Source organism: Pseudoalteromonas sp. Bsw20308 (genome assembly GCF_000310105.2).
In the GTDB taxonomy this organism is placed as follows: Bacteria; Pseudomonadota; Gammaproteobacteria; order Enterobacterales; family Alteromonadaceae; genus Pseudoalteromonas; species Pseudoalteromonas fuliginea.
This window is the reverse complement of record NZ_CP013138.1, coordinates 2,254,795-2,280,270: the sequence shown is the minus strand read 5'-3', so window position 1 is coordinate 2,280,270 and position 25,476 is coordinate 2,254,795. Positions and strand designations below refer to the sequence as shown.

The following is a 25,476-nucleotide window of genomic DNA, read 5'->3' as shown; positions in this document are numbered from 1 at the left end:
CTTTTTTATTTTTATAAACTTGCTAAAAAGCCGCTTATACCTAAAAATTATAATGTTCATTAATCGGTCATGTTAAAAAGTTAGTCTATTTTTATTACTCAGGGTTGACACCGGTGTCATGGTCATGCGTTAATACAGTGACACCGGTGTCAGGGTTGTTGTGAGAGGCTCCCTGGTAGCGTACCTTTGAACGGGTAAATCAAAGATGCTCAGTACAGTTATTTACGTGGAGTCTGTAATTGCTACTGAGCCTTTATCCTCTAACTAATAGAGATGAGTTAAATTATGTTGCACCCTCGTATTCAAGAAGTTACCCAGCGCGTTATCGAACGCAGTAAAAATACCCGTCAAGCCTATTTAGATCGTATTTCGCACGCAAAAAAACAAACAAGAGTTCGTGCTGGATTAGGTTGCGGTAATATTGCGCATGTTATGGCTGCATGTAGCAGTGATGACAAAGCCCGCTTAAAGGCTGACGAGCAGCCAAATCTTGCTATTATTAACTCATATAATGATATGTTATCGGCTCATGTGCCATACAAAGACTACCCAGATTTAATTAAAGACATAGCAACAAAATACGATGCTACAGCTCAAGTTGCTGGTGGCGTTCCTGCAATGTGTGATGGTGTTACGCAAGGGCGTGACGGCATGGAGCTTTCGTTATTTTCTCGTGACGTAATCGCTATGTCTACAGCAATATCGCTTTCGCACGATGTGTTTGATGGCGTTTTTTGTTTAGGCGTTTGTGACAAAATTGTTCCTGGTTTATTAATTGGTGCATTGTCGTTTGGTCATTTACCTGTGTTCTTTTTACCAGCAGGTCCAATGCAATCAGGTATTCCTAACAAAGAAAAAGCACGTATTCGTCAAAAATTTGCACAAGGTTTAGTGAGTCGCGAAGACTTACTCGAAGCTGAAAGTGCGTCTTATCACAGCGCAGGTACGTGTACGTTCTACGGTACTGCAAACTCAAACCAAATGTTAATGGAAATAATGGGCTTGCACCTTCCGGGTAGTTCGTTTATTAATCCTTACACTGAGCTTCGCGATGGTCTTACAGGTAATGCTGTAGAAACCATGCTTAAGCAGCTTACCGATGATAAAGAAAGTCCGTGTTTAGCCGATGTGATCAGTGAAAAAACGATTATAAACGGTTTAGTGGGCCTGCTTTCTACAGGAGGTTCTACTAACCATGCAATCCATATTGTTGCGATAGCAAAAGCTGCCGGCATTCAGGTTACGTGGAAAGATATGTCTGATTTATCAGAAGTTGTACCACTGCTTACACGTATTTATCCTAACGGCTCAGCTGATGTAAACCACTTCCAAGCAGCTGGCGGTATGGGTTTCTTAATGCGAGAGCTAGCAAGCGCTGGTTACTTACACACAGACGTTAAAACAATGCTAGGCGATGGTTTAGCACCTTACATGACAGAGCCTCGTTTAGATAAAGACGATAGCTTGATCATGAGTAACTCAACCGGCCCAACTAAAGTTAAATGGGTAGATTGTCCAGCAAACTCACACGATGAAGAAGTACTTCGCCCAGTGAGCAACCCATTTAGTAAGCAAGGTGGTCTGCAACTTCTAACGGGTAACTTAGGTAAAGCTGTTATCAAAGTGTCAGCGGTTGCTGAAGAACATCAGATTGTTACTGCTCCTGCGAAAGTATTTAGCTCACAAAGTGCTCTGCAAGATGCATACACGCGTGGCGAATTAAACCAAGACTTTATTGCTGTGCTAAAAGAGCAAGGCCCTAAAGCGAAAGGCATGCCAGAGCTACATAAGCTAACGCCAGTAATGGCAACGCTTCAAGATGAAGGCTTTAAAGTCGCCATTGTTACTGACGGCCGTATGTCGGGTGCATCAGGTAAAGTACCTGCAGCTATTCACTTAGCGCCAGAGGCTGTTGAGGGCGGTATTATAGCTAAAATTCGAGAAGGTGACTTAGTGACGCTTGATGCGCCAAACGGAATTTTGAAAGTACATGTTAGCGATGAAGAACTTGCAAAACGTGAACTAGAACTTAGCCAACCAAATGCAACATTTGGTACGGGTCGTGAATTATTTACAGGGTTTAGAAATATCGTAAGCAGTGCCGATTTAGGGGCGAGTGCTTTTGGACTTGAATAAAAATTAGCCATACTGGGTAATGAGGAACAAGTAATGAGTATTGAAAAAATCTTAGCATCGGCACCAGTGGTGCCAGTGGTTGTAATCGAAAAATTAGAAGATGCTGCACCACTTGCAAGAGCGTTATATAACGGCGGTTTAAAAGCCTTAGAAATTACACTACGTACACCAATTGCCGCAGAAGCTGTAAAGCTAATGAAAGCGGAAGTACCAGAAGCTTATGTCGGCACTGGAACAGTTGTAGATAAAGCAAGCTTTGATCTTTCAGTAGCTGCGGGTGCTGATTTTATGGTGAGCCCAGGTGTTAGCGATGAGCTGATTGCTTTAGCAAAAGAGTCAGATATACCATTTTTACCAGGCGCTGCAACGGCGAGTGAAGTTATGCAGCTTGCGTCGCATGGTTTTAAGTTTTTAAAATTCTTCCCTGCAGAAGCCGCGGGCGGAACAGCAATGCTTAAATCAATCGGTGGCCCATTACCACATATTACTTTTTGCCCAACTGGCGGCATTAGCCTAGCAACTGCACCTAATTATTTAGCGCTTAACAACGTTATTTGTGTTGGTGGTACTTGGATGCTAGATAAACAACTAATTGAAAATAAAGACTGGCAAGCAATTGAAGCGCTTGCTCGCCAAGCAAGTGAACTTAAATAGGAGTCTAAAATGATTAATGTAGCAATTAACGGTTATGGCCGTATCGGTCGCAATGTATTACGTGCACTTTACGAGTCAGCTCAAAACAACGAAATTAAAATTGTCGCAATTAACGATTTAGCACCAGCTAACGTAAATGCACATTTAACGCAGTATGACTCAGTTCATGGTATTTTTTCTAAAAAAGTAACACTTGAAAACAACACTATGCTAATTGGTGATGACGTAATTACGTTAACGCAAGAGCGTGATCCTGCAAACTTACCGTGGAAAGAGCTAAACGTAGATATCGTTTTAGAATGTACTGGTTTTTTCACTAAACGTGATGACGCTGCTAAGCACATTACTGCAGGCGCTAAAAAAGTAATCGTATCTGCTCCAGGTACTGGTTTAGATGCAACAGTAGTACATGGTGTAAACAGCGACGTAATTAATGCTGATAGCAATATCATTTCTAACGCTTCTTGTACTACTAACTGTTTAGCGCCAATTGCAAAGGCAATTAACGACACTGTAGGTATTGAACAAGGTAGCATGACAACTATTCACGCTTACACCAACGATCAAAACTTATCTGATGTTTACCACCCAGATTTATACCGTGCGCGTAGTGCAACTCAATCTATGATCCCAACTAAAACAGGTGCTGCGGCAGCTGTTGGTTTAGTATTACCAGAACTTGCTGGTAAATTAGATGGTATGTCGGTACGTGTACCTACAATCAATGTTTCTTTAGTTGATTTTACGTTTATCACTAAGCGTGATACGACTACAGAAGAAATCAATGCAATCATGAAAGAAGCATCAACGGGTTCAATGAAGAGTATTTTAGAATATAACGAGCTTCCGCTTGTTTCTATCGACTTTAACCATAACCCAGCGTCGTCTATCTTTGATGCAACGCAAACTAAAGCCAATGGCAAACTAGTTAAAGTAATGGCTTGGTACGACAACGAGTGGGGTTTCTCAAACCGCATGTTAGACCAAGTTAAAGCATTAGGTCAGTACTTATAATTGACCTTGTAAAAGTTTAGCTTTATCCAACCAAGCCACGCATTGCGTGGCTTTTTTGCGTTTGGTTTATCTGTATATTTGCAATTCAAAATTAGCAGGGAACTATTTGTATTTTTTATACCCTAAATTTTGTTAATATGTGGGTGTGTAAATCAATGGAATTTCGTTGTATTTAATCAACTCAACGACGCAAGGAATAATAAAAATGATCAGAGCTTTATCGCGAAAAGTATTTCGCACAAATCATCTTCAGATAGGTGAGGGCAACATAAGTGGCTACATAGCCTGCTTTTTAGCAATACTGAGTTGCTTAGGCGTATTAGCGTTTCACTTTCCTGAATATTTAACCACACCAGAGCTGAGAAAAAGCTACAGCGTCGACTTTTTACGTCAGCTTATGTTTGCATCATTATTAGTCTCGGGCAGTTTAGGATTACTTAACTTTGTACGTAATACCAATAAGCGTTTAGGGGCTACAGCGTGGTTTTTTATTTTACTCGCTATTATGTTTGGCGGACCAAACGTTGAAGTAAATGAATTTGCTTCTGATACACCTTATATAGGGCTTGATTGGTTTATTTTAGATTTACTCGGTTCAACACTTATATTTATTGTGATTGAAAAGTTATTACCTCATCGTAAAGATCAAAAAATATTACGTAGCGAATGGCGAGGCGATTTAAACCACTTTTTTGTAAATCATTTAATTATTGGTTTTGTATTACTCGTTACTAACCACTTTGTGCATTATGGCTTTGGCTGGGCTGTATCATCTACAGTACAAGGTTATATAGAGCAAACACCCTTTATAGTGCAGTTGTTTTTAATAATACTCGTGGCTGATTTAATGCAGTATTGGGTGCATCGTGCTTATCACGAAGTCCCTTTATTATGGCGCTTTCATGGCGTACATCACAGTGCTAAAGAAATGGATTGGTTAGCGGGCTCTCGCCAGCATATTCTTGAAATACTCGTAACACGCAGCTTAGTGCTCACGCCTATATTTGTGCTTGGTTTTTCACAGCAAATAATTAGTTTGTACGTAATAATTGTGGGTTTGCAGGCTGTGTTTAACCATGCAAATGTACGTGTGAAATTTGGTTGGCTAAAGTATTTTATGGTTACACCGCAGTTTCACCATTGGCATCATGCGTCAGATAAAGCCGCGATTGACCGAAATTACGCTGCACATTTTTCGTTTTTAGATTATGTGTTTGGTACTGCTGTTAAAGGCCAAAAAGAGTGGCCACAAGCCTATGGTGTAGTCGGGGATTACATGCCAGTAGGTATGCTTAAACAACAGATTTACCCGTTTAAGCGCACTAAATAAGTTCGGAAAATCCGAATAAACATAAAATAAAAGCGAGCAAGGTGTTACATTTTGCTCGCTTATATTATTAATATTAAATTTATTTTAGCTCTGCTAATAACTCAATAAATGTAGGTCTTTGATTTAATGTAGGTTGCATGGCACACTTTGCCATATCGGACATTTTAACAAAGAGCTCACTTTGTCTATCATCGCCAGTTACTGTGCCTAATAAGTCTTCAATTAAGCACCCTAATGTACGTACTTCAATTAACTCGATTTGCTTTTGTTGATAATCACTTAACATGGCTAAGTTTGTGGCTGCACCAAAATCACCAAATAATACATCAGCATCTTTGTTTATCATGGTGTTATGCGCATACACGTCGCCATGGCTTACTTTACGAACATGCAAGTGATGTAAGGTACTTACCATTTGCTGTGCAATTTTTAAAATAGCGTGAGTTGAGTAATGACAATCATCATTAAAGGTATCACGCGTACAGGTTTCAAGGCTTGGAGGCCGGCCTAAATTAGCAAAGCTTTTATCTATTAGCTCCATTACTAAACCTAGCTGATCACTTTGCTCAATGTAGGCAAGTACTTCAATTAAATTAGCGTGATCGCCTGCTTGTAAGCAGCAATTTACTTCATCAAGCGGGTAGCCGTCGCTGGTAATTGCGCCTTTAAATAATTTAATAGCTACAGCGCTATCAGCTGCTTGCGCTAAATGAATAACGCCCGATGCACCTTGGCCAATAACATGACTAAGTGTGTAATCGTTAAGAGGCTTATTTTCTAAGCAGCTTTTTGTAAGGCACTGAGCTTTATTAAAATCGTTACCGGCAAACGCAATCCAAGCAAGTTTAGGTAATTCAAACAGCCAGTCGTCTACGTGTGTTAAGTTATTAGCAGAGAGCCTAACAAGCTCAAGGTTTTTACACTGCGCCATGCTACTTGGCAGTTGCTTAAGTTGATTGCCTGCAAGCGCAAGCTTTTTAAGCTGGGTATAATTACCAAAATCTTCAGGCAATTCGTTTAACGTATTATCGGTGAGTATTAGCCACTCAATATTTTTTGGCAGGTTGTTTAAAGCAAATTCAGAAATTTGGTTACCTTTAAACGCGACCATAATTAAAGCAGGGCATTTAGCCAGCACAGCAGGAATATGCTTAAACTGATTAAACGATAAAAACACACGCTTCAGGTGTGTTAAACAGGCAAATTCATCAGGTAGTGTTGATAAGTTATTATTTGATAAATCGAGAACTTCAAGCGTGTCAGCTAAACTAAAGATTTCTTCAGGAAATGTCGTTAGCTCTTCTACCAATTGCAGGCGAGTAGCACCAACAAGTTTGCCACTTTTAAGCTCTTTAAGGGAGTTCATATTAATACCATGTTCTAAAAATGAAAAAGCCAACATAGCTGTTGGCTTAAAGTCGTTCTAACTTACTAAATTGCTCTTTAGAATTGCGCGTTATGGTAAACGTTTTGTACGTCGTCGCAATCTTCTAACATTGCTAAAAAGCGTTCCATAACTTCAACGTCTTCGCCTTCAATCGGCGTTTCAATTTGTGGCACAAAGCTAATTAGGTCTTCGTCAAATTCAGTCACGCCCATTTCTTCAAGCGCTGTACGTGTATTGTTGTATTCTGTGTGAGGAGCAAAAACAGTAACTTTACCGTCATCTACTTCTACGTCAGTTACATCAACATCAGCCATCATAAGAGCTTCAAGTACTGCTTCGTCGTCATCACCGTCAAATACAAAAATAGCAAGGTGATCAAATAAATGTGAAACAGAGTTTTGAGCGCCAATTTTAGCATTTGCTTTGGTAAAACAAACACGTACATCAGCAAAGGTACGCTTGTTGTTGTCTGTTAAACAGTCAACAATAATCATACAGTTACCAGGGCCGTAACCTTCGTAACGTGTTGCTGCGTAGTCTTCACCGCCGCCGCCTTTTGCTTTGTCTATTGCGCGGTCAATAACGTGTGCTGGTACTTGGTCTTTTTTAGCGCGTTCAATTAAACGGCGTAATGATAAGTTACCATCTGGATCTACACCGCCGTTTTTTGCACAAATATAAATTTCTTTGCCGTACTTAGAATAAACTTTAGTTTTAGCACCCGCAGTCTTAGCCATTGAATCTTTTTTGTTTTGGTAAGCTCTTCCCATCTGCGTTTCGCCTTAATATATGTAAATAATAGAATAAAATTATAATGCGTATTCTAAAGGTAAATGCATTCAAGGGCTAGTAAGTATTAAAACAGATTAAAACGGTAACGTTTAAAAGCCATGTAAACTGTATTTTATTAATGGGATCATCGAGGGTTCTAGACGTTGGAATTATATCTATTATGTGTAAATTTAATTCAATAAAAAAGCAACCTGTATAACAGGTTGCCTTACTAAGTAATAAAAAGTAAGTGTTACTTACCAAATACGTACACGCTCATCTTCAGGAAGGTATAACACATCGCTTGGTTTCACATTAAACGCTTTATACCATGCATCGTGGTTACGTGGCGCCTGTGCTCTAAAGCGACCTGGAGCATGTGTGCCACCACGAAGTTGGTTAAGCATACTTTGCTCAGTACGTTTTTCTTTCCATACTTGTGCCCACGCAAGGAAGAAGCGCTGATCGCCAGTAACGCCGTCAATAACAGGGGCTTCTTTACCATTTAAACTTAGTTTGTACGCGTGATAAGCCATTGATAAACCACCCACATCACCAATGTTTTCGCCAAGGCTATTTCGACCATTAACAAAATTACCTTCGATTGGCTCGTATTTACTGTACTGCGCAGCCAGTTGATCGGCTTTTTTGTCAAATGCAGCGCGGTCAGCATCAGTCCACCAGTTACGTTGCACACCGTTTTCGTCAGATTTTGAACCTTGATCGTCAAACCCATGACCCATTTCATGACCAATTACAGCGCCAATACCGCCATAGTTTACAGCCGGATCGGCATTTGGATCGAAAAACGGCGGTTGTAATATCGCAGCCGGAAATACAATTTCATTAAACGAGCTATTGTAGTAAGCGTTTACGCGTTGTGGCGTCATGCCCCAGCGGTTACGGTCTGTTTTTTGTAGCTCTTTTTCAACACTTTCTGCATGGAAAAATTCACGCATGTTTTTCACATTACCGATTAAATCGTTTTTAGTAATGCTTAAACCATCATAAGACTGCCAAACATCGGGATAACCAATTTTTGGTACAAATGCAGCAAGTTTAGCGCGCGCATTTACTTTAGTTTCATCGCCCATCCACTCTAGGTTATCAATACGTTCACCAAGGGCTGTTCGAAGGTTTTCAACCAGCTCTGACATTTGTTGTTTTGATGACTCAGGGAAGTAACGCGCTACGTATATTTTACCAATAGCAAAACCAAGCGAACTTGTGCCTGACATTTCACTGATTGCACGTTTCCAACGAGGGCGAGGCTCTTGCTGTCCGTTTAGTTCTTTACCAAAAAAAGCAAAGTTAGTATTAAATACGTCCTCTGATAGTAAACCTGCGTTACCGCTAATAGCGTGATACGTTAGGTAGTCTTTCCATACTGCAATATCTTCTTGATTGATTAGCTCAATCATCGCTTTTATTGGCTCAGGCTGAGATACATTTAACTGAGGTACTTTATAACCTGTTTGCGCAAAATATAAATCCCAGTTAAAGCCAGGATAAGCAGTGCTTAAATCGGCACGTTCAACTTGGTTTAGGGTTAAGTCGCGATTACGGCGCTTTTCACGAGGCCAATGACCTTGTGCAATTTTGGTTTCAAGATCAACAATTGCTTGAGCGCGCTCAGCGGTATTTTCTACTCCTGCAAACTCAAGCATATCAGCAATGTGAGCAACATAAGCTGTACGGGTTTTTACAAAGCGCTCAGCGTCTTCAAGGTAGTAAGAACGATCGGGTAGGCCTAACCCACCCGCACCTAGTGACATTTCATATTTATTAGGGTCTAGGCGATTAAACCACATGCCGCCGCCAAAAGGGACTTTATTACCGGTTAACCAAGACTTACCAAACATCTCAGCTAAATCGTCAGTTGACGATATATCATTAATTTCACTTAATAATGGCTTGATTGGCGCCACACCTCGTTTATTAAGTGTTTCGGTATCCATATAGGCATTGTAAAAATCAGCAACGAGTTTTTCTTCTGCGTTTAAATCTTTACGTGCTGCTATTTCTTCAATAATAGCTTTAACATCGTCTTCGCTTCGCTCAGCTAATCCTGAAAATGCACCATAGCGGGTTTTATCTGCAGGCATTTCGTAGTTGTCATACCACGTGCCGCTGGCATACATAAAAAAGTCATCGCCTGGTTTAACGGCTTCGTTACGGGCTGTTAAATCAACACCAAAACTACCCAACTCTGCTTTTTCTGTTACTGCTGTAGTGGCTACTTTAGGTTGTTGTTCGTTTGCTTTTGTTGTTTGCGGCTCTGAACAACCGGTAATAAATGTGGCAGTTAATGCTGCGGCAATTAAACTCTTTTTCATTACTTACTCCTGAGTATCACTGATTGAATTAAAGCAGCAGTGAATCATTTTTATTGTTACGAATATTTAACTTATCGATTGTTATTGATATTAATCATACAAACAAACCTTTTGAGGTGAATCACCACAGTGCTCGATAAAACTAATATAAGAGAAAACAGAAAGGCTAATAGGTTCTATAAACGCTTTATTTAGCTCGAATACTTAAAAGTATCCGAGCTAAGAGGGGTTACACTCTATTTATTTTTTATGCTGAAGCTCCCACATACGGGCATATTCTCCGGCGAGAGTAAGTAACTCATCGTGCTTACCTTGCTCAATAATTTGTCCGGCTTTGAGCACAATAATGGTGTCTGCATCGGTAATAGTAGAAAGGCGATGAGCAATAACAATACTCGTATGGTTACTGGCAACTTCACGCATTGCAGCAAGTATTGCTTGCTCAGAATGAGAGTCGAGTGCTGAAGTTGCTTCATCAAAAATTAAAATAGGGGATTTTTTCAAAATAGCGCGTGCAATGGCAATACGCTGTTTTTCGCCGCCGGATACTTTTAAACCACGCTCGCCAACCAGTGTTTTATCACCCTTATTAAGTGTCGCTATAAAGTCTTTTAAATGCGCCATTGCAATGGCTTCGTCAATTTCAGCATCGCTTGCTGATGGTCTACCGTAAGCGATATTTTCACGAATCGTGGTGTTAAACAACACGGTGTCTTGCGGCACGATAGCAATGGCTTTTCGTAAACTATTAAGTGTAACTGAGTTTATAGCTTGATTATCAATACTAATTTCACCGGCGCTTACATCATAAAAACGATAAAGCAGTCGGGCTAATGAGCTTTTACCAGCACCACTGGCACCAACAATGGCTACTTTGCTGCCTGCTTTAACATTAAAGCTAAGATTATTAAGAATAGGGCGATGCGCATCGTAACTAAAACTTACATTGTTAAATGTTATTTCACCTTGGCTAATATTGAGCTCTTTAGCATTAAGTGCATCGGTTATTTGTGGCTTTTTGTTAAGTAGCCCAAGCATATTTTCAAGGTCGGTTAGCGCGCGTCTTATTTCGCGGTACACAAAACCTAAAAAGTTAAGCGGTAAAAACAATTGAATCATATACGCGTTAATCATCACAAGTTCACCAATAGAGAGCGTGCCTGCAACTACCTCGGTTGAGCCCAACCACATTAACGCGGTAATAGCACAGGCAATAATAAGTGCTTGGCCTGAGTTGAGGGCGAGCAATGACATTCTATTTTTTAAACGGGCTTTTTCCCAGTTTGCTAAAAAGGTGTCGTACGTTTTTGCTTCAAACTGCTCGTTATTAAAATACTTTACAGTTTCATAATTAAGTAGGCTGTCTATAGCGCGGGTATTACTTTGGTTGTCGGCAGCGTTTGCTTCTCTAATAAAGCGGTTTCGCCACTGAGTAACCACCACAGTAAAGGTAATATAAATAGCAACTGCCAATAATGTAATAAGCGCAAACCAAACAGAAAACAACGTGCCAAAAATAATTGCAACGGTCAGTATTTCAAATAAAGTAGGTACAATATTAAACATTAAAAAACGCATTAAAAAGCTTAACCCGCTCGTACCGCGTTCTATATCGCGGCTAATGCCGCCGGTTTGCCTATCTAAATGAAAAGCCAGCTCAAGTGAGTGCAAATGCTTAAATACCTTTAAACCAATATCACGCATTGCGTGCTCGGTTACGCGAGAAAATACAGCATCTCTTATTTCACCTAAAAATACGCTAGCAAAACGCAGTGCACCGTACATCAATAACAATAAAGCGGGGATAACTAACAGTGGGTTAATCGACTTATCTACAGAGTCTATAATTTCTTTAAGCGCCCACGGCATCAACAAAGTGGCACCTTTTGCGCCTATAAGCGCCAAAAGTGCGATAAAAACACGGCCTTTAAATTTTGTAAGGTAGGGCCACAGTGTTTTTACACTTTGGCGTAAATTCATGGCGTCGGGGCGTTTTTCTGTGCTTTGTCTGGGGCGCATTAGTGATCTCTGTTAAAACTAAATACTTAATTAATAAGCATTGTATTTTAAATGCTTGCCCTTATATACTACGCATCCCTTATTTTAGTTTTAAAACGTGAATGTTTAAATTTAGAGTGTTTTTAACTGCCTTTTTGCTACTTGCTGCACTTTTTAGTGTGCAGAGCAATGCTATGGGCGCCTCACAAAATTTAAATATTACTGTTAGTACGCAGGTTTCGCTTACTGATATTGCCGATTTAACTAAAATACAGTCTATTAGTAAGTCTGTAGATACTTCGCAGCATAAAAAAACGCATCAAACCGATTTTGACGCGCACCAACCAAGGTTAACAGCCAATAATTCATCATTGTTTTTGCACACTGTTCAAAGTGAGCCAGAATACGATGTGGTTTTTGAATTTTTTGCTCAAAATCTTGTTAGGCATATATTCTTACCACCAAGAGCGATTAATCCTATACAGCCTTGGTATACGCTTGTAACTAATAGTAAAAAGTCGCGTTTGAGTGGCTGGAAAGACGTTAATTTACTCTACAAAGCTGTAACTACCTACCACGCTTAATTTTCCTTATTTAATTTTATTAGGTTTTAACTTTTAAAGTTTTAGCCTGCAGATTAATTGTGCTTTTAAAAAGTACGTTGCTAGCTTTGCTGGCAATAAGGATTCAACATGTTAAGTTTTAAAAAAGATAAAAAGCCGTCTACGGCTAAGTTCAAATTAAGCTATATAGCCATGCTAATTGTATTGGTTTTATTAGCTATCAGCGCATTACCAAACCTATATCCAAATAAATCGTGGTTGCACGTAAGTAGTACGCCGCACAGCGAAACGCAATCTTTACCGAGCACTAAAACGCTAGTTACTTTTTTAAATAAACAAGGGCTAGAGGTTGAGCAGGGTTTAGATAAGCAATCCACTATTAATATACTTTTAAACGAGCCAACTAAAAGCGCTCAGGCGCAAGCGGCTATAAAAGCGCAATATCCAAACACGCAAGTTAAAATTGTTGAGCATGCAACCAGCCCAACATGGTTACAAGATTTTGGTTTATCACCAATAAAGCTGGGCCTTGATTTAAATGGCGGTGTGCTATTTGTACTAGACGTAGATTTAGATAAAGCCGTTGATGAGCAATTAGTCAGTGCGTATCAACAAGCTAAATCAATCATTATTAAACAAAAAGCACATGGCGTAAAAGCGCAGCAAACTCAGCACGGGTTTGAAATAAACGCATTGCCTAATGCAACCGACAAGTTAACCCCTGTTATTGAAGAGCTAAAAAGCCGATTTGCTAATTTAGCCGTTGTAACAAGTAATAACGGCAGCGTTAAAACTGCCAAATTTAGTTATTCAGAGCAAGGGCGCAGCAGCTTTGATAAAGAGGTTATGGGGCAAACACTTACAACCCTTCGTTCACGTATTGAAGAGTTAGGTATTACTGAAGCGGTAACACAGCAACAAGGCAAACATCGCATTCGTATAGAGCTACCAGGCGTGCAAGATCCAACCGAAGCAAAACGTATTATTGGTGCAACCGCATCGCTTGGATTTTATCAATTAAAAGAAATTGGCGGGCAAACATTTAATATGCAATCGGGCGGAACGATAAAGCTCGATCCTGTGCCAATTTTTACAGGGGACCATATTAATAATGCAAACATAGGCCGCGACGATTGGGGTAAACCATTGGTACAACTAAGCCTAGACGGCCAAGGTGGTGATGCAATGTCGGCGTTTTCAAAAGCCAATATTGGTAAGCCAATGGCGACGGTTTACTCTGAGTACTCTCAAAATGCTAAAGGTGAAGTAGTTAAAAAAAGCGAAGTTATTAACGTTGCCAATATTGCTCAGCATTTAAGTTCGCGTTTTAGTATTACCAATATGAAAAGCCAACAAGCGGCAGCCGATCTGGCATTGTTATTACGTGCAGGCTCGCTTACAGCGCCCGTTACAATTGTGCACGAACAAACAATAGGGCCAAGCCTCGGCAGCGAAAATATTAGTAATGGCTTAGCCGCGCTTATGTTAGGTATGGGTATTACCCTTGCATTTATGGCGCTTTGGTACCGCCGTTTAGGCCTTATTGCAAACGTAGCACTTATATTAAATTTAACGTCGCTGGTGGGCTTAATGTCATTATTACCAGGGGTTGTGTTAACGCTGCCGGGTATTGCAGGCTTGGTGCTAACCATAGGTATGGCGGTAGACACTAACGTAATAATATTTGAACGCATTAAAGAAGAACGTCGCCAAGGCCGTGCACCATATCAAGCTATTCAAGAGGGGTATAAACAAGCCGCAAATACAATATTTGATGCCAATATAACCACCATGATCACCGCACTTATTTTATACGGCATAGGCTACGGGCCCGTTAAAGGTTTTGCCATTACATTAGCACTGGGACTTTTAACGTCTGTATTTACAGGTGTGTACGTATCAAAAATATTAAGCCAAACGTTGTATTTAAAAATGGGTAAAAAAGCAGGAGTAAAAGCACATGCTTAACACTTTTTTGAAAGGTGAAAAGGGTACACGTTTACGTTTTATAGGCATGCTTTTAAGCGCCATATTAGTGCTGCTATCCGTATTTACGCTTACGCAAAAAGGTCTAAATTTTGGCCTAGATTTTACCGGCGGTTATTTAACTGAGTTTACAACCAGCCAAAGTGTTGAACTAAAAGAGCTTCAATCGTTTATTGCTAAAAATCACAACTGTGAGTTTGAGCTAACCGCGCAAGGTAATAGTCATTTTCAATTAAGAGAAGCACCAAGTGCATCAACAACAGCTAATAGCCTTGATTGGCAAAGCGCTGTTACACAAAACGATGATATAAACGCACAGGTATTATCGTCAGCTTATATTGGCTCACAAGTAGGCGATGAGTTATTTGATCAAGGCTGTTTAGCCATGTTTGCTGCAATGATTGCGGTAATGATTTACCTTGCAGTGCGTTTTGAATGGCGATTAGCGGTAGGCTCTGTGGTAGCGCTAATACACGATTTAATACTCGTTCTTGGGTTATTTTCACTATTACAAATTGAGTTTAACCTAACCGTGCTGGCCAGCTTACTGGCTATTATTGGTTACTCACTTAACGACTCAATAATAGTAGGGGATAGAGTGCGCGAGCTTTTACGTGTTCAATCGAACAATGTACTTAGCCCAGCGACTATTATTAATAATGCGATTAAAAGTACGCTAACACGTACCTTAATAACGTCGGGTACCACACTTGCAACGGTTGCCAGCGTTTGGTTACTTGCAGGCGCACCACTGCAAGGCTTTGCTATTGCATTATTTACCGGCATTGTAGTGGGTACGTTCTCGTCTATTTGTATAGCGGCAACCTTGCCAGAGCTATTGGGCTTAAGCGCTAAAAACTACGAAGTTAAAGTAGATGCCCACACGCAAACATTATTAGATATGCCATAAGGTTTTAATAAAGGATAAGCAAAGAGCTGCACCAATCAATCAATGGCTCTTTGCTAGTTTAATGCTAATTTAAGCCCCGCTAGTATTCCCAGCAAACTTGCGGGGTTTAAAATAATGGTTTTAAGCCTCGCAAAAATGTTAAACTAACTGCCTTATTTTTACTGCCTGTATTGTATTAATCCCCATGAATAAAACCCACGTTATCGAACATCTTCGTTTTGCGCTAGAAGCACAGCTTACAACAGCAAAAGTAGCGGCAAAAACCGCGCACGACACCGCCACACATGAAGAAAACATAGCCGAAAATAAATACGATACCCTCGGGCTCGAAGCCGCTTATTTAGCACAAGGCCAAGCCCAGCGCGTAAACGATTGCTATAAAAGCATAGAATTGTTTGAGCCTGCCTTTAACGAAAAGCCAACCGACAAAATAGCTATCGGTTCGTTGGTATGTTTAGAAGATGATAACGCAGCGCAAAAGTGGTTTTATTTAGGCCCAGCCGCTGGTGGTTTAACAGTAAATGTTAAACAACATGCAATTGCTGTTGTAACACCCAGCGCACCAATGGGTAAGCAGTTATTAAATAAACAGATTGATGATGAAATTACGTTAACAATTGCAGGTAAAGCCAACGAATATGTGGTGGTAGAGATTTTATAAAGCTTTTTTAAGTGAAGCGCCATCCGACCTACGTCAATGCTTTAATACCTGACGTGGTGTGTATTTCAATTTGTACAAAGGCATATAATGAAAAGTACCTAATAGTTTAAAAATGAGCAGGGTTGACGTTAGGTGCTCCCTTTTTAATTGATTTTAGTGGTTTTACAGCCTCGTTAGTTGAATTTCCCAAGTTGGCTACTCGGTGCTACTATAGTGATACATCTGTTTGGGGATTATTATGAGAGTAGAACTAGTAACAACATTGAAGCGTCAAGCAACGAAGATATTATCTGAACTTCATTCCTCTAAAGAACCTGTGTTGATAACTGAACATGGGCAACCATCTGCATACTTAGTAGATGTTGATGATTATGAATTTATGCAAAAGCGTATGCAAATTCTTGAGTCTCTTGCAAAAGGAGAGCAGGCGATAAGTCGTGGTGAAACCATCTCGAATGTTGAAGCTAAAGATAAAATGAATAAATGGCTGAAATAATTTGGACTAATCCAGCTTTGGATGATCTTAACGATATTGCTGAATATATCGCATTAAGCAATTTGCAGTCAGCGAAAAAATTGGTTTCCAAAATATTTGAAAAAGTTGAACGTCTCGAACTCTTTCCTGAATCAGGTAAAAAACCAATTGAGTTAGCTAACCTAAATTATCTTGAACTGGTCGTGAATCCTTGTCGTATATTTTACAAAAAAGATAACGATAAAGTATATATTTTGCACGTAATGAGACAAGAACGAGACTTACGAAAATTTTTGTTGCTAACGTAATATACAGCTAACAACACGCCCTGAGGTGGACAGCAAGCGCTAAAGCTCACTTTCCACCGCAAATTTTAACAGCGGTGAACCCTTACTTTTCAATGCAGTTAAGTAAGTTGATTCATCGTAGGGCGTATGTGTTTTCCAGCGCCTAAATAGGATTTGTATCCACTTAAATGCCATTGATCTGATGATATATTATGGAGCTTTTCTTTTCCTTCTTGCGGCCAATTATAGTGGCCAAGTAACGAAACGTTGCCCAAATGAATAACGTACAAATAATCCTGCCCGATCAACAAATGCCTGCCTAAAAATTTTGAGGTAAGCCATTTTAGCCTAAATAAAAGCCACTTAAATACCTTCTAAAATGCCAATTATAACAACAGTAAACACTTTTCATATCCTGCGTAAAAGTACAGTAATAGATTGAACAAAAATAGGAACTCAGATATGGATTGTTGATTAAAAAATAAGAAAACGAGTTAATTTACAGGCTTGTTATGCATAAAGGAGTATTCATGTCTGATTTTCTACCATTAGCTGGTGTATGTGTTGGAGCGTTGTTGGCTGGTTTATTTACCCTTATTTCTAATCGCCACAACTTTGACCGAGAGTTTCAAAAAGAAAATCTAAGGCTAAAACAAGCGCACCTGGAAGAAGGAATAAAGTATTTTAGTGCAGGTGGTTTGTTAATTAGTGCAATTGATGGTGTCAGCAAAGATATAGAAGCTAATGGCCATGCATATAGTGATGCGAAAGTGTTTTTGACTAATCACGATGGTAAATTTACTGACAGCCAAGAGAGCTTGGAATATTGTACTACCCTTAAAGTACTTTGGGATTATCATAATTATTTATCTGTTATCCGCACTGAAGTTTTTCGTTCTGGTGAGCATAATATTCCTCTTCAGTCTGATATGAAGAATTATCTTGAGTACCTAGGTCACAAAAGAACTGAGTTTTTTAGTGCATTGCTTTATAACTAATATTATTTATACAGGACCTTGAATCTGGCGAATGATTTTGTTTGTTCAATTAAAGTGTCTGTCTAGTTTCTGTCTCGATCACGACGCGGCACGGTGGGGTATTTACTCCCATCCTAATTATTACGAAAAAATCAACAAAAACAGTCTGGAGAGTGCATTTTATAAATAATGAATCACGCAAAAAGCTGATCTACACCTACAAAATGGCAAACGACTTGACTGTATAGGGCCTGCTTTCCTTTAGATAAAGTACGAAACTAATTAGGATAACACCTATAAATATCACCTCAAATAAGTACTTTAACACCACCTAAAACCCATATTAAAACAACACCCAATCCTCTTTTAATATTTCACGGCGTATCTGATTGAACCAAAAGAGGAACTCGTCTATGGTTGAGACATTAATAAAAATAAATTTAAGTGAGTTAATCAACTGGCTCGTTTGCATACAGTTAAGTGATATGACTGTTAGAATTTACACTGTGGAAGTTGGGTCAATACCGTGATAGATACTTCAAAGAACAAAAACGCAAAAATCATTAGCCAAGTCGGACAGTATATTTATGATCATAGCGATCAGGCTATTAGCTTGGATAGTTTGGCAAATTATACAGGCTTCTCTAAGTATCACTTTAATCGCATATTTTTTGCGGCGACAGGTTACCAGTTGGGTGAGTTTATTCAGCGGCATAAACTCGAAAAAGCCTTATATTTAATTAAACAGGGAAACCACAATATTATCGATGTTGCTCTTAGCGTCGGCTATGATTCTCCTTCATCTTTTTCAAGGGTGTTTAAAAAGAACTTCTCTGTTACGCCAAGCGATATAATTCAAGGGAATTTACCGAACAATGGCCGTGCTGGTAGCCTAAAGCCTAGGAAACTAAAAACTGATCAAAAATTATTACCCGTCTGGAAAACATTACCTGAGCGAAAAGTATTCGGTTTTTATGGTAAAGGTTTTAATGAGCAATCTTTCTCAACAGTGGCTGGAGAACTATTTGGGCGCTTAGGTACTATGGCTGAGCTTTTAAGTTATACAGAGTTACAGCCTATTGGTGTTTCTGTTGATAATCCGTGGGCAGGCGAGCAGACAGAAAGCCGTTTTTTTGCTGGCTTTGTTGAGGGACTCTCTACCCACCATGCGAAATTAGAAACTTTTAAGTGGCAGGCAGGCCGATGGGTCTGTTTTACACATACAGGGCCACACGATTGCATGTGGCAAACTATTTCGCAGATTTATGCCCAATGGGTACTACCTAATAGCATCAAGCTTAAAGATCAACAAATTGTGCAGCTATATCTGAATAACCCAATGGAAACTAAGTCTGAAGAACTTAAAACGGAGCTGTATTTTGCAGTAGAAAACTCTGCTGAAAAAAAGAAAAGTTAACATTAGGCTAAAAATGGCGTTTCTTAAAAAAACCGCACTTTCTGCACAGCTCAGTCTTAATAATGCACGTATATTTTAGGTATAGAATGTACAATTAAAAATAAATAGAGAGAACTATGAACCTAAATATAACTAGACTTTGTTGTGCCGGCATTATGTTATTTATTCTTTTTTTCAGTACTCAAGCCCTTTCTGGCAGTGCTACGGAGCTTAAGGCAACAGAAGTGGATTTTTTTAACCACAAAGTTAATCGACCCGTTAAAATCAAGTTTTGGTATCAAGGTGGTGCAGAGCTTTGCGAAGCAAAGGTCTGCTTATCACCCAAGCAAAAAAATCAGCGGGTTGCGATTATTTCTCACGGAGCATTTGGTTCTCCCCGTGAAATGAACTGGCTGGGCTATGCATTGGCATCACAAGGCTGGGTTGTTGCTGGAGTTGCACATTTTGGTGAGTCATGGGTTTATGGAGCTCAAAACATTGATCCGGGTTCGGCTATGCGCTTCTGGCAGCGATCTGAAGATGTAAGTTTTGCAATTGATAGTTTATCTGAAAGCGGGCTATTTAATACCTCGCTTAAAACGGACAATGTAATAATGTTTGGTCATTCTTCGGGCGGCTTTACCTCTTTAGCAATGGCGGGAGCTATTTTAGAGGAAGGTAAGTCGCAAGCTTATTGCTCGTTAGAGAAGGCAAAAGATGATAGAGGCTGTGACTATGGACAGCAAAATAAGCGTAAGCCAATGAATAAAGATATGTTAAAAAAGATTGGTTTGCTACAAGAAAAAATGCAAGACGAGCGAGTTGCAGCTGTTATTGCCTTAGATCCGGCCTTAGGGCATGCCGTTAGCGAACAGAGCCTAGCTAACATAAATGTTCCTACCCTAATTTTAGGCTCCATAGAGAATGACTTTCTACCGTACAGCACACATTCCAAATATTATGCGGAGCATATTCAAGGTGCGAATTTAGTCGGTATTGAACAAAACGCAGGTCATTTTGTATACATTGATAAATGTGACTCAGAGCGTAAAGTAAAAGGCGTATATTTGTGCAAGGATCGAGACGGTGTCGATCGCATAAAAATACACAAAGAAATACTCGGGCATATATTTAGCTTTATTTATAGAAATGGTTTAGCTAAAACAGATACCTAGTATTCAAGTTGTGTGAAGGTGATACGAAAAATTCACCTTCTTGTTTAGCGAAGTAAATATCTTCTAAAAGTGTCTTAATATGTGAAGTTACGGCAAAATGAAAAATAACTTTTAGAATATATGTATAACAGCACGCTCTAAGTTTACAGTAATAACTAAAGCTCACTTTAACCTGATGATTAGTCAGATCCGCTAAGAATATCCCCTCATTACGGTGAGGGGATTGAATGCTAAAACATACTTAAGCGATGGTTCACTTTATTAATTGTGTGAGGGGCTTTTAGATATTCACCAACTAATAGCCGTTACACAAAATCGATTACAGGCTCTAATTGCAAACTTTAATAACAGACTTCAAGCCTTGGGTAAATTTTTTATTATTATTTTTCATCTAACACCTGTGTTTTAACTATCCTAACCTGAACTCTGGTTAAGAGATTTACTAACGTATTGAATAATGGTGATATTTAAATTTATTTTCTCCAAGCAGAGATTTTCAGTGAAAACAAAGCGAATTTACGCGTCAATAGCTAGCTTATTGCAAGTAAATTCAACGTAGTTAGCGCTGAAAATAGCTGCTTGAGATAGATTTATTATCCAGAGTTCAGGTTATCCTATTTTAGTTCGCCTTTTTCACAAACTTAGCAGTTACCATCATTTCGCCAATGCCTTCTACTTTACAATCAAGTTCGTGATCTTTTTTATCAAGTACTCTTCTAACTACCGCTTTGGTGCCAATTTTAATTACTTGCGAGCTTCCTTTAATTTTTAAATCTTTGGCTACTGTCACTTTGTCGCCATCATTAAGTAATGCGCCGTTGGCATCTTTAACTAAAATAGCGTCTTCATCGTTTGTATTATTTGGGTTCCACTCATAGGCGCACTCGGGGCAAATAAGCAGTTGTTGGTCTTCGTAAACATATTCACATTGGCATTTTGGGCAAGCAGGTAGCGACATTTTTAAACTCTTATAACGTACTGTTTTGCGTATTTTAATCTGCATTAGGTGGAAAATATAGTTAATCAATATTTTTCATCTTCACGCTAAAAATATCTCGTTTGTGCGTTTTAAAAAAAGGGCATATAAAGCACATGTCGCTTAAGCAATTTAAGCGCTAACTCGTACAGTAGGTACCTGTTAAAGCACCCATCGTATTAAGTGATTCGCGCAATGCCCACTTAGTACGATGGGTGTTTCTATTTATAATGCTTAGTAATGTTACTTAAGCATGCTTTTTATATTTTGACTTAACTAGGAAAAGTCGTGTTTAAAACCTTAATTGTGGTTGATAACAACGAGCAAACGCTTGCTCAATCGTTCGAAAATGTAATTACGTTTAATACTTATTTACGTGATTACCCAAAACAAAATGAGCCAAAAACACGCATTATTAATCTGTGCGACTCAAGCCAATACTTGAGCAAAGGTTACTATTGTTCATTACTTGCAGAGGCGCGCAAGCACCAAGTTTTACCCAGTGTAAAAACCATTAATGCACTTCGTAGTGGCCAAGCTCCTATGTTAAATGTGAGCCAAATAGATGGCACACTTTACTTTGGTAATGCCCAAAACGATTTACAATCAAAAGCGGCAAAGTCGGTATTTAACCAATACCCGGCGCCTATTTTATTTGTTGATGAGCAAGGCTTATTGCAACAAGGGTCTTTGTCGTCTTTAAGCGAGCAACAGTACAGCGAATTTGTAGCCAAGCTAGATAACTTTACTAAAACGCAGTGGCGAATTGGTGCGGTGCAACGTCGTTTTAGATGGGACATGGCAATACTTGTTGATCATAACGAAAAAGTACCACCGAGTGATAAAGACGCCATTGCACGCTTTATTAAAGCAGCGGCTAAACACGGTATTAATGCACAAGCATTAAGCTTTGACGAAATTGATAACATTGCCCAGTTTGATGCGTTATTTATTCGCCAAACTACAGCGATTGACCATCCAACGTATCGCCTTGCAAGCAAAGCGCAAAGCCTTGGTTTAGTGGTTATTGACGATGCTGAGTCTATTTTACGTTGTTGTAATAAAGTGTATTTACACGATGCGTTTAATTATCAAAAAGTGCCAAGTTTAAAAACGCTTGTAGTAGCTGATCAAGCAAATGAAACGCTTGAGCAATTAGAAGAAGCGTTTACGTATCCGCTTGTTTTAAAAATGCCTGAAGGGTCGTTCTCAAAAGGTGTGTTTAAAGTTTCAAACCGTGATGAGCTTGCCGCTAAGCTTACAGAGCTGTTTGAGTTTAGCGCATTAGTGCTTGCACAAGAGTACATGTATACCGAATACGATTGGCGAGTGGGTGTGTTAAATGGCCGTGCAATTTATGCATGCCGCTATTTAATGGCGCGTAACCATTGGCAAATTTATAACCACGACGCGAAACGTTTTTTCTCTGGTGGCTTTGAAACATTAGCAACCTTTGAGTTACCAAAAGCGGTATTAGATGCAGCATTAAAAGCCAGTAAAACAGTAGGTAGGGGTTTATATGGCGTAGATGTTAAAGAGCATCAAGGCAAAGCATATGTACTTGAAGTAAACGACAACCCAAGTATTGATCACAAGGTAGAAGACGGCTATTTAGGCGACGAGCTATACATGATCATTATGGATGAGTTTAAACAACGCTTAGAAGCACGAGGCCGTGGGTAATAACATGAGCAACCTTGTTATTCGAAAGGCGCTTAGCAGTGATTTAAATGCACTGATTGACGTTGAAAATGCTTGCTTTAATAACGATAAATTAAGTCCGCGTAGTCTAAAACGCTGGCTTAGTGCAAAACACGGTATTTTACTCGTTGCCCAAAATGGCGAGCAAGTATGTGGATATGGATTAGTGTGGTGCCATAAAGGGACGCGTTTAGCGCGTTTATATTCGCTTGCTGTAAAACCCACAATGCAAGGTAAGGGCGTTGCAAAGGCACTGCTTACTAGCCTTGAAAAAGAAACGTGTGAGCGTGGGCGTATTTACCTTCGTTTAGAGGTGGCTGTAAATAACGAAGGTGCGATAGGGCTTTATAAAAGCTTGGGTTACAGAGTGTTTGGTCAATATAGCGATTATTACGATGACCACAGTGACGCACTACGAATGCAAAAAAACATTCGACAAACAAGTGAGTTAAAAGTGGCGCGTTTAACGCCGTGGTATCAGCAAACTACCGAGTTTACGTGCGGACCTGCTGCGCTATTAATGGCAATGGGGGCACTTGAGCCAACAACTGAGCTTAGCCAATCACATGAACTTGCGCTTTGGCGTGAAGGTACCACCATTTTTATGACATCGGGTCATGGTGGTTGCCATCCGTTTGGTTTGGCACTTGGGGCTAATAAGCGGGGCTTTAAAAGCGAGGTAATGGTTAATACCACCGAGCCTTTATTTTTAGATGGCGTACGCAACGAAAATAAAAAAGTGGTACTTGCCACAGTGCATCAGCAATTTGTAGATGGTATTGCACAGGCAAATATACCCCTTACGCATAAAGATGTAGAGCTTGAGCATATTGAGCAGTGGTTAAGTAAAGGCTTTAGTGTGCTGTTATTAATTAGTACATACAGTTTTGATGGAAAAAAATCGCCACATTGGGTGTGTGTTACGCACCTTGATGAGCACTGCGTGTATGTTCACGATCCGTTTTGTGAGCCCGGTAACGATAAACAGCTCGCAATAGATTGCCAATATGTACCTATTGCACGAAGTGATTTTAGTAAAATGTCAGCGTTTGGTAGCCAACGTTTAAGAACGGCGGTGGCTATAGCTAATAAAATATAAGGTTAACAGTGACTTTTTTAGATTTAATTGATGTAGCCCCGTATTCGTGGGCAGCTATTGGTACTGCGGCTTTTTGCGGTGCTATTATTGGTATAGAGCGCCAATTGCGTGGTAAACCTGTAGGTATTCGTACCTCTGCGTTAATAACTTTGGGTACGTATTTGTTTTTATCCACTGCGTTTAATTTACAAGGGGATGTAATAGATCATTCTCGTGTAGTTGGGCAAATAATTACAGGTATTGGCTTTTTAGGGGCTGGCGTTATGCTCGCAAAAGATGGTGCGGTAGTTGGCGTTACATCAGCTGCAACCATCTGGGTGCTTGCATCAATAGGCGTTATGATAGCGACCGAAAATCTTGGTGCTGCAATAAAACTCTCGGTGCTAGTGGTCGGTATTTTATACGGTGTAGACGTACTCGAAGCTAAATTTAAAAGCTTAAGTAAAGGCGTACACACTAAAGTAAAAAACTATCAAAAACGTTACTATCGAAAAGAGTTTAACGAATCAGAACGCCACTAAAAGTGGCGTTTTTTAGTGCTATTGAAATAGTTACTAGCCAAACAACTTTCTCCTAACTACTTTTCTGTAGCCGCTGGGTGTTTGGCTTAATACTTTTTTAAACACGCGTGTTAAATGCCCTTGGTCATTATATCCAACTTCTAAAGCCACTTCTTGAATTGATAAATTTGATGATGCTAATAACTCTTTTGCGCCTTCTACACGTAGTTGTTGCCAATACTCAATTGGGCTTTGGTTAGTAGCGGCTCTAAAACGGCGGGTAAAAGTACGATAGCTTAAGCTAAATTGGGCAGCAACTTCTTGCAAGTTTAGCTCGGTGGCTAAATTAGTTTTTAGCCAAAATTGAATTTGCGCAATTAGCTCATCGGGGTGGCGGTCAACTGCACCTTCTAAGTAGCGTTGATCTTCATAGGGTTTGCGTATTTCGTGCGAAAAATTACGCTCTACATGCTGCGCGGCGGCTTTTGTGTAGTATTGGCTAATAATATGCACGATCACATCTGCAAGCGCATTAAGGCTGGCCACCGTATACATTCGCTCTGACTGGGTTATAAAAAAGTCGGGCTTTAGGTGCACCTGCGGGTAGTCATGGCTAAATTGTTTGGCGTAATGCCAATGGGTGGTAGCAGGGTGGCCATCAAGTAATCCTGCCTCAGCTAGTAAGCAGTTGCCAGTACCTACACCAATTATATGACTGCCTTTACTAAAGCTTTCGCTTAGCCAATCAACTACCTCTTGATTTGTACGTACCACAGGGCGCGGATTTCGCCAAATACCCGGCACTATAATCAAATCGCTGTAGGGCGCGTTAGTTGTTATGCAATCAGGATTTATAGCAAGGCCTGCGCGGGTGGGTATAAATTCTGCATTTTTAGCCACTAAATTTATAGCAAGTGGCCTAAAGCTTTGCTTATCAAGATGCCCTTTAGCAAAGGCCTCGCCGGCTCTTAGCATTTCTATAGGCAGCGTTAAACTAGTCACTAATAAATGCGGATATACTGCTATAGCAATGTTTAGTGGTGGATTAGTGTGTTTATCAGTCATATAAATGCTCCGACCAGTACCTTTTGGCCTTTTATGCTGGATATTTGGCTATTAAAGCACAATGCGTGGTACATAATCC

Annotated in this window: 22 protein-coding genes and 1 pseudogene; 16 read left to right on the top strand and 7 right to left on the bottom strand. The window is 39.7% G+C overall.

The genetic code is table 11. The features are described from left to right. Positions 1-285 precede the first annotated feature (285 nt). The 4 genes from edd (at position 286) to D172_RS09765 (ending at position 5,134) form a co-directional block, all read left to right on the top strand. A complete protein-coding gene (gene edd, locus D172_RS09780; RefSeq protein WP_007375361.1) occupies positions 286-2,136 on the top strand; it encodes a phosphogluconate dehydratase in 1,851 nt (616 codons plus the stop codon). 33 nt (positions 2,137-2,169) lie between these two features. Beyond that, positions 2,170-2,790: a bifunctional 4-hydroxy-2-oxoglutarate aldolase/2-dehydro-3-deoxy-phosphogluconate aldolase gene (gene eda / locus D172_RS09775; RefSeq protein WP_007375360.1), complete on the top strand. Its 621-nt coding sequence runs from the start codon at positions 2,170-2,172 to the stop codon at positions 2,788-2,790. A 9-nt stretch (positions 2,791-2,799) separates the two neighbouring features. Next, entirely contained in the window at positions 2,800-3,804 is a 1,005-nt protein-coding gene (gene gap, locus D172_RS09770) for a type I glyceraldehyde-3-phosphate dehydrogenase (RefSeq protein ID WP_007375359.1), read from the top strand. Between the two features lie 205 nt (positions 3,805-4,009). Beyond that, entirely contained in the window at positions 4,010-5,134 is a 1,125-nt protein-coding gene (locus D172_RS09765; protein ID WP_007375358.1) for a sterol desaturase family protein, read from the top strand. Between the two features lie 79 nt (positions 5,135-5,213). On the opposite strand, the gene D172_RS09760 is transcribed toward D172_RS09765, so the two are convergent. From D172_RS09760 to D172_RS09745, 4 genes are all read right to left on the bottom strand, one after another. After that, entirely contained in the window at positions 5,214-6,536 is a 1,323-nt protein-coding gene (locus D172_RS09760; protein WP_007375357.1) for a protein kinase, read from the bottom strand. A gap of 41 nt (positions 6,537-6,577) precedes the next feature. Beyond that, positions 6,578-7,291 (bottom strand): YebC/PmpR family DNA-binding transcriptional regulator, encoded by a 714-nt coding sequence (locus D172_RS09755; RefSeq protein WP_002959761.1) that lies wholly within the window; start codon positions 7,289-7,291, stop codon positions 6,578-6,580. Between the two features lie 258 nt (positions 7,292-7,549). Beyond that, complete coding sequence (locus D172_RS09750; protein ID WP_007375356.1) at positions 7,550-9,628, bottom strand: M13 family metallopeptidase; 2,079 nt, start codon at positions 9,626-9,628, stop codon at positions 7,550-7,552. Positions 9,629-9,868: 240 nt separating this feature from the next. Beyond that, positions 9,869-11,647 (bottom strand): ABCB family ABC transporter ATP-binding protein/permease, encoded by a 1,779-nt coding sequence (locus D172_RS09745; protein WP_007375355.1) that lies wholly within the window; start codon positions 11,645-11,647, stop codon positions 9,869-9,871. 101 nt (positions 11,648-11,748) lie between these two features. On the opposite strand from D172_RS09745, the gene D172_RS09740 reads away from it, so the two are divergent. The 6 genes from D172_RS09740 to D172_RS09715 all read left to right on the top strand — a co-directional run bounded on the left by D172_RS09740 (position 11,749) and on the right by D172_RS09715 (position 16,529). Then, on the top strand, positions 11,749-12,210 hold the full coding sequence (locus tag D172_RS09740; protein WP_007375354.1) for a hypothetical protein: 462 nt from the start codon (positions 11,749-11,751) through the stop codon (positions 12,208-12,210). A 108-nt stretch (positions 12,211-12,318) separates the two neighbouring features. Then, positions 12,319-14,157, top strand: coding sequence for a protein translocase subunit SecD (gene secD, locus D172_RS09735; RefSeq protein WP_007375353.1), 1,839 nt, complete (start codon positions 12,319-12,321; stop codon positions 14,155-14,157). After that, a complete protein-coding gene (secF, locus tag D172_RS09730) occupies positions 14,150-15,085 on the top strand; it encodes a protein translocase subunit SecF (RefSeq protein ID WP_007375352.1) in 936 nt (311 codons plus the stop codon). The genes secD and secF overlap by 8 nt, the downstream gene beginning before the upstream one ends. A gap of 184 nt (positions 15,086-15,269) precedes the next feature. Next, positions 15,270-15,746: a GreA/GreB family elongation factor gene (locus D172_RS09725; protein WP_007375351.1), complete on the top strand. Its 477-nt coding sequence runs from the start codon at positions 15,270-15,272 to the stop codon at positions 15,744-15,746. A 238-nt stretch (positions 15,747-15,984) separates the two neighbouring features. Then, positions 15,985-16,242 (top strand): type II toxin-antitoxin system Phd/YefM family antitoxin, encoded by a 258-nt coding sequence (locus D172_RS09720; RefSeq protein ID WP_033015021.1) that lies wholly within the window; start codon positions 15,985-15,987, stop codon positions 16,240-16,242. Beyond that, positions 16,230-16,529 carry a type II toxin-antitoxin system RelE/ParE family toxin gene (locus D172_RS09715; RefSeq protein WP_007375349.1) on the top strand — a complete coding sequence of 100 codons (300 nt, stop codon included), beginning with the start codon at positions 16,230-16,232 and terminating at the stop codon, positions 16,527-16,529. Before D172_RS09720 ends, D172_RS09715 begins: the two co-directional genes overlap by 13 nt. A gap of 39 nt (positions 16,530-16,568) precedes the next feature. Here the strand turns inward: D172_RS09715 and D172_RS21710 are convergent. Next, positions 16,569-16,712 (bottom strand): annotated as a pseudogene (locus D172_RS21710) (IS110 family transposase); the annotation flags it as partial. A gap of 326 nt (positions 16,713-17,038) precedes the next feature. Between D172_RS21710 and D172_RS09705 the strand changes: the two are divergent. The 3 genes from D172_RS09705 (at position 17,039) to D172_RS09695 (ending at position 20,056) form a co-directional block, all read left to right on the top strand. Then, positions 17,039-17,506 (top strand): hypothetical protein, encoded by a 468-nt coding sequence (locus tag D172_RS09705; protein ID WP_007375347.1) that lies wholly within the window; start codon positions 17,039-17,041, stop codon positions 17,504-17,506. 505 nt (positions 17,507-18,011) lie between these two features. Next, positions 18,012-18,902 (top strand): GyrI-like domain-containing protein, encoded by an 891-nt coding sequence (locus D172_RS09700; protein ID WP_007375346.1) that lies wholly within the window; start codon positions 18,012-18,014, stop codon positions 18,900-18,902. Positions 18,903-19,126: 224 nt separating this feature from the next. Further along, entirely contained in the window at positions 19,127-20,056 is a 930-nt protein-coding gene (locus D172_RS09695) for an alpha/beta hydrolase family protein (RefSeq protein WP_007375345.1), read from the top strand. Positions 20,057-20,675: 619 nt separating this feature from the next. On the opposite strand, the gene D172_RS09690 is transcribed toward D172_RS09695, so the two are convergent. Beyond that, complete coding sequence (locus tag D172_RS09690; RefSeq protein WP_007375343.1) at positions 20,676-21,014, bottom strand: zinc ribbon domain-containing protein YjdM; 339 nt, start codon at positions 21,012-21,014, stop codon at positions 20,676-20,678. Between the two features lie 306 nt (positions 21,015-21,320). Between D172_RS09690 and D172_RS09685 the strand changes: the two genes are divergently transcribed. Genes D172_RS09685 through D172_RS09675 form a run of 3 tightly spaced genes read left to right on the top strand, consistent with a single transcriptional unit; the run spans position 21,321 to position 24,353 of the window. Beyond that, positions 21,321-22,715 (top strand): RimK family protein, encoded by a 1,395-nt coding sequence (locus D172_RS09685; protein ID WP_007375342.1) that lies wholly within the window; start codon positions 21,321-21,323, stop codon positions 22,713-22,715. A gap of 4 nt (positions 22,716-22,719) precedes the next feature. After that, a complete protein-coding gene (locus D172_RS09680; RefSeq protein WP_007375341.1) occupies positions 22,720-23,832 on the top strand; it encodes a GNAT family N-acetyltransferase/peptidase C39 family protein in 1,113 nt (370 codons plus the stop codon). 8 nt (positions 23,833-23,840) lie between these two features. Continuing rightward, positions 23,841-24,353, top strand: a complete 513-nt coding sequence (locus tag D172_RS09675; RefSeq protein ID WP_002960746.1) for an MgtC/SapB family protein — start codon at positions 23,841-23,843, stop codon at positions 24,351-24,353. A 33-nt stretch (positions 24,354-24,386) separates the two neighbouring features. On the opposite strand, the gene D172_RS09670 is transcribed toward D172_RS09675, so the two are convergent. Then, a complete protein-coding gene (locus tag D172_RS09670; protein WP_007375340.1) occupies positions 24,387-25,397 on the bottom strand; it encodes a GlxA family transcriptional regulator in 1,011 nt (336 codons plus the stop codon). Between the last annotated feature and the right edge of the window lie 79 nt (positions 25,398-25,476).

Excerpts from the sequence above, each read along its gene's own strand:
- D172_RS09750 (WP_007375356.1), bottom strand. The coding sequence starts at position 9,628 with ATGAAAAAGAGTTTAATTGCCGCAGCATTAACTGCCACATTTATTACC.
- D172_RS09755 (WP_002959761.1), bottom strand. The coding sequence starts at position 7,291 with ATGGGAAGAGCTTACCAAAACAAAAAAGATTCAATGGCTAAGACTGCG.
- gap (WP_007375359.1), top strand. The coding sequence starts at position 2,800 with ATGATTAATGTAGCAATTAACGGTTATGGCCGTATCGGTCGCAATGTA.
- D172_RS09680 (WP_007375341.1), top strand. The coding sequence starts at position 22,720 with ATGAGCAACCTTGTTATTCGAAAGGCGCTTAGCAGTGATTTAAATGCA.
- D172_RS09725 (WP_007375351.1), top strand. The coding sequence starts at position 15,270 with ATGAATAAAACCCACGTTATCGAACATCTTCGTTTTGCGCTAGAAGCA.
- secF (WP_007375352.1), top strand. The coding sequence starts at position 14,150 with ATGCTTAACACTTTTTTGAAAGGTGAAAAGGGTACACGTTTACGTTTT.
- D172_RS09720 (WP_033015021.1), top strand. The coding sequence starts at position 15,985 with ATGAGAGTAGAACTAGTAACAACATTGAAGCGTCAAGCAACGAAGATA.
- edd (WP_007375361.1), top strand. The coding sequence starts at position 286 with ATGTTGCACCCTCGTATTCAAGAAGTTACCCAGCGCGTTATCGAACGC.
- eda (WP_007375360.1), top strand. The coding sequence starts at position 2,170 with ATGAGTATTGAAAAAATCTTAGCATCGGCACCAGTGGTGCCAGTGGTT.
- D172_RS09705 (WP_007375347.1), top strand. The coding sequence starts at position 17,039 with ATGTCTGATTTTCTACCATTAGCTGGTGTATGTGTTGGAGCGTTGTTG.
- D172_RS09690 (WP_007375343.1), bottom strand. The coding sequence starts at position 21,014 with ATGTCGCTACCTGCTTGCCCAAAATGCCAATGTGAATATGTTTACGAA.
- secD (WP_007375353.1), top strand. The coding sequence starts at position 12,319 with ATGTTAAGTTTTAAAAAAGATAAAAAGCCGTCTACGGCTAAGTTCAAA.
- D172_RS09765 (WP_007375358.1), top strand. The coding sequence starts at position 4,010 with ATGATCAGAGCTTTATCGCGAAAAGTATTTCGCACAAATCATCTTCAG.
- D172_RS09760 (WP_007375357.1), bottom strand. The coding sequence starts at position 6,536 with ATGTTGGCTTTTTCATTTTTAGAACATGGTATTAATATGAACTCCCTT.
- D172_RS09715 (WP_007375349.1), top strand. The coding sequence starts at position 16,230 with ATGGCTGAAATAATTTGGACTAATCCAGCTTTGGATGATCTTAACGAT.
- D172_RS09670 (WP_007375340.1), bottom strand. The coding sequence starts at position 25,397 with ATGACTGATAAACACACTAATCCACCACTAAACATTGCTATAGCAGTA.
- D172_RS09740 (WP_007375354.1), top strand. The coding sequence starts at position 11,749 with ATGTTTAAATTTAGAGTGTTTTTAACTGCCTTTTTGCTACTTGCTGCA.
- D172_RS09745 (WP_007375355.1), bottom strand. The coding sequence starts at position 11,647 with ATGCGCCCCAGACAAAGCACAGAAAAACGCCCCGACGCCATGAATTTA.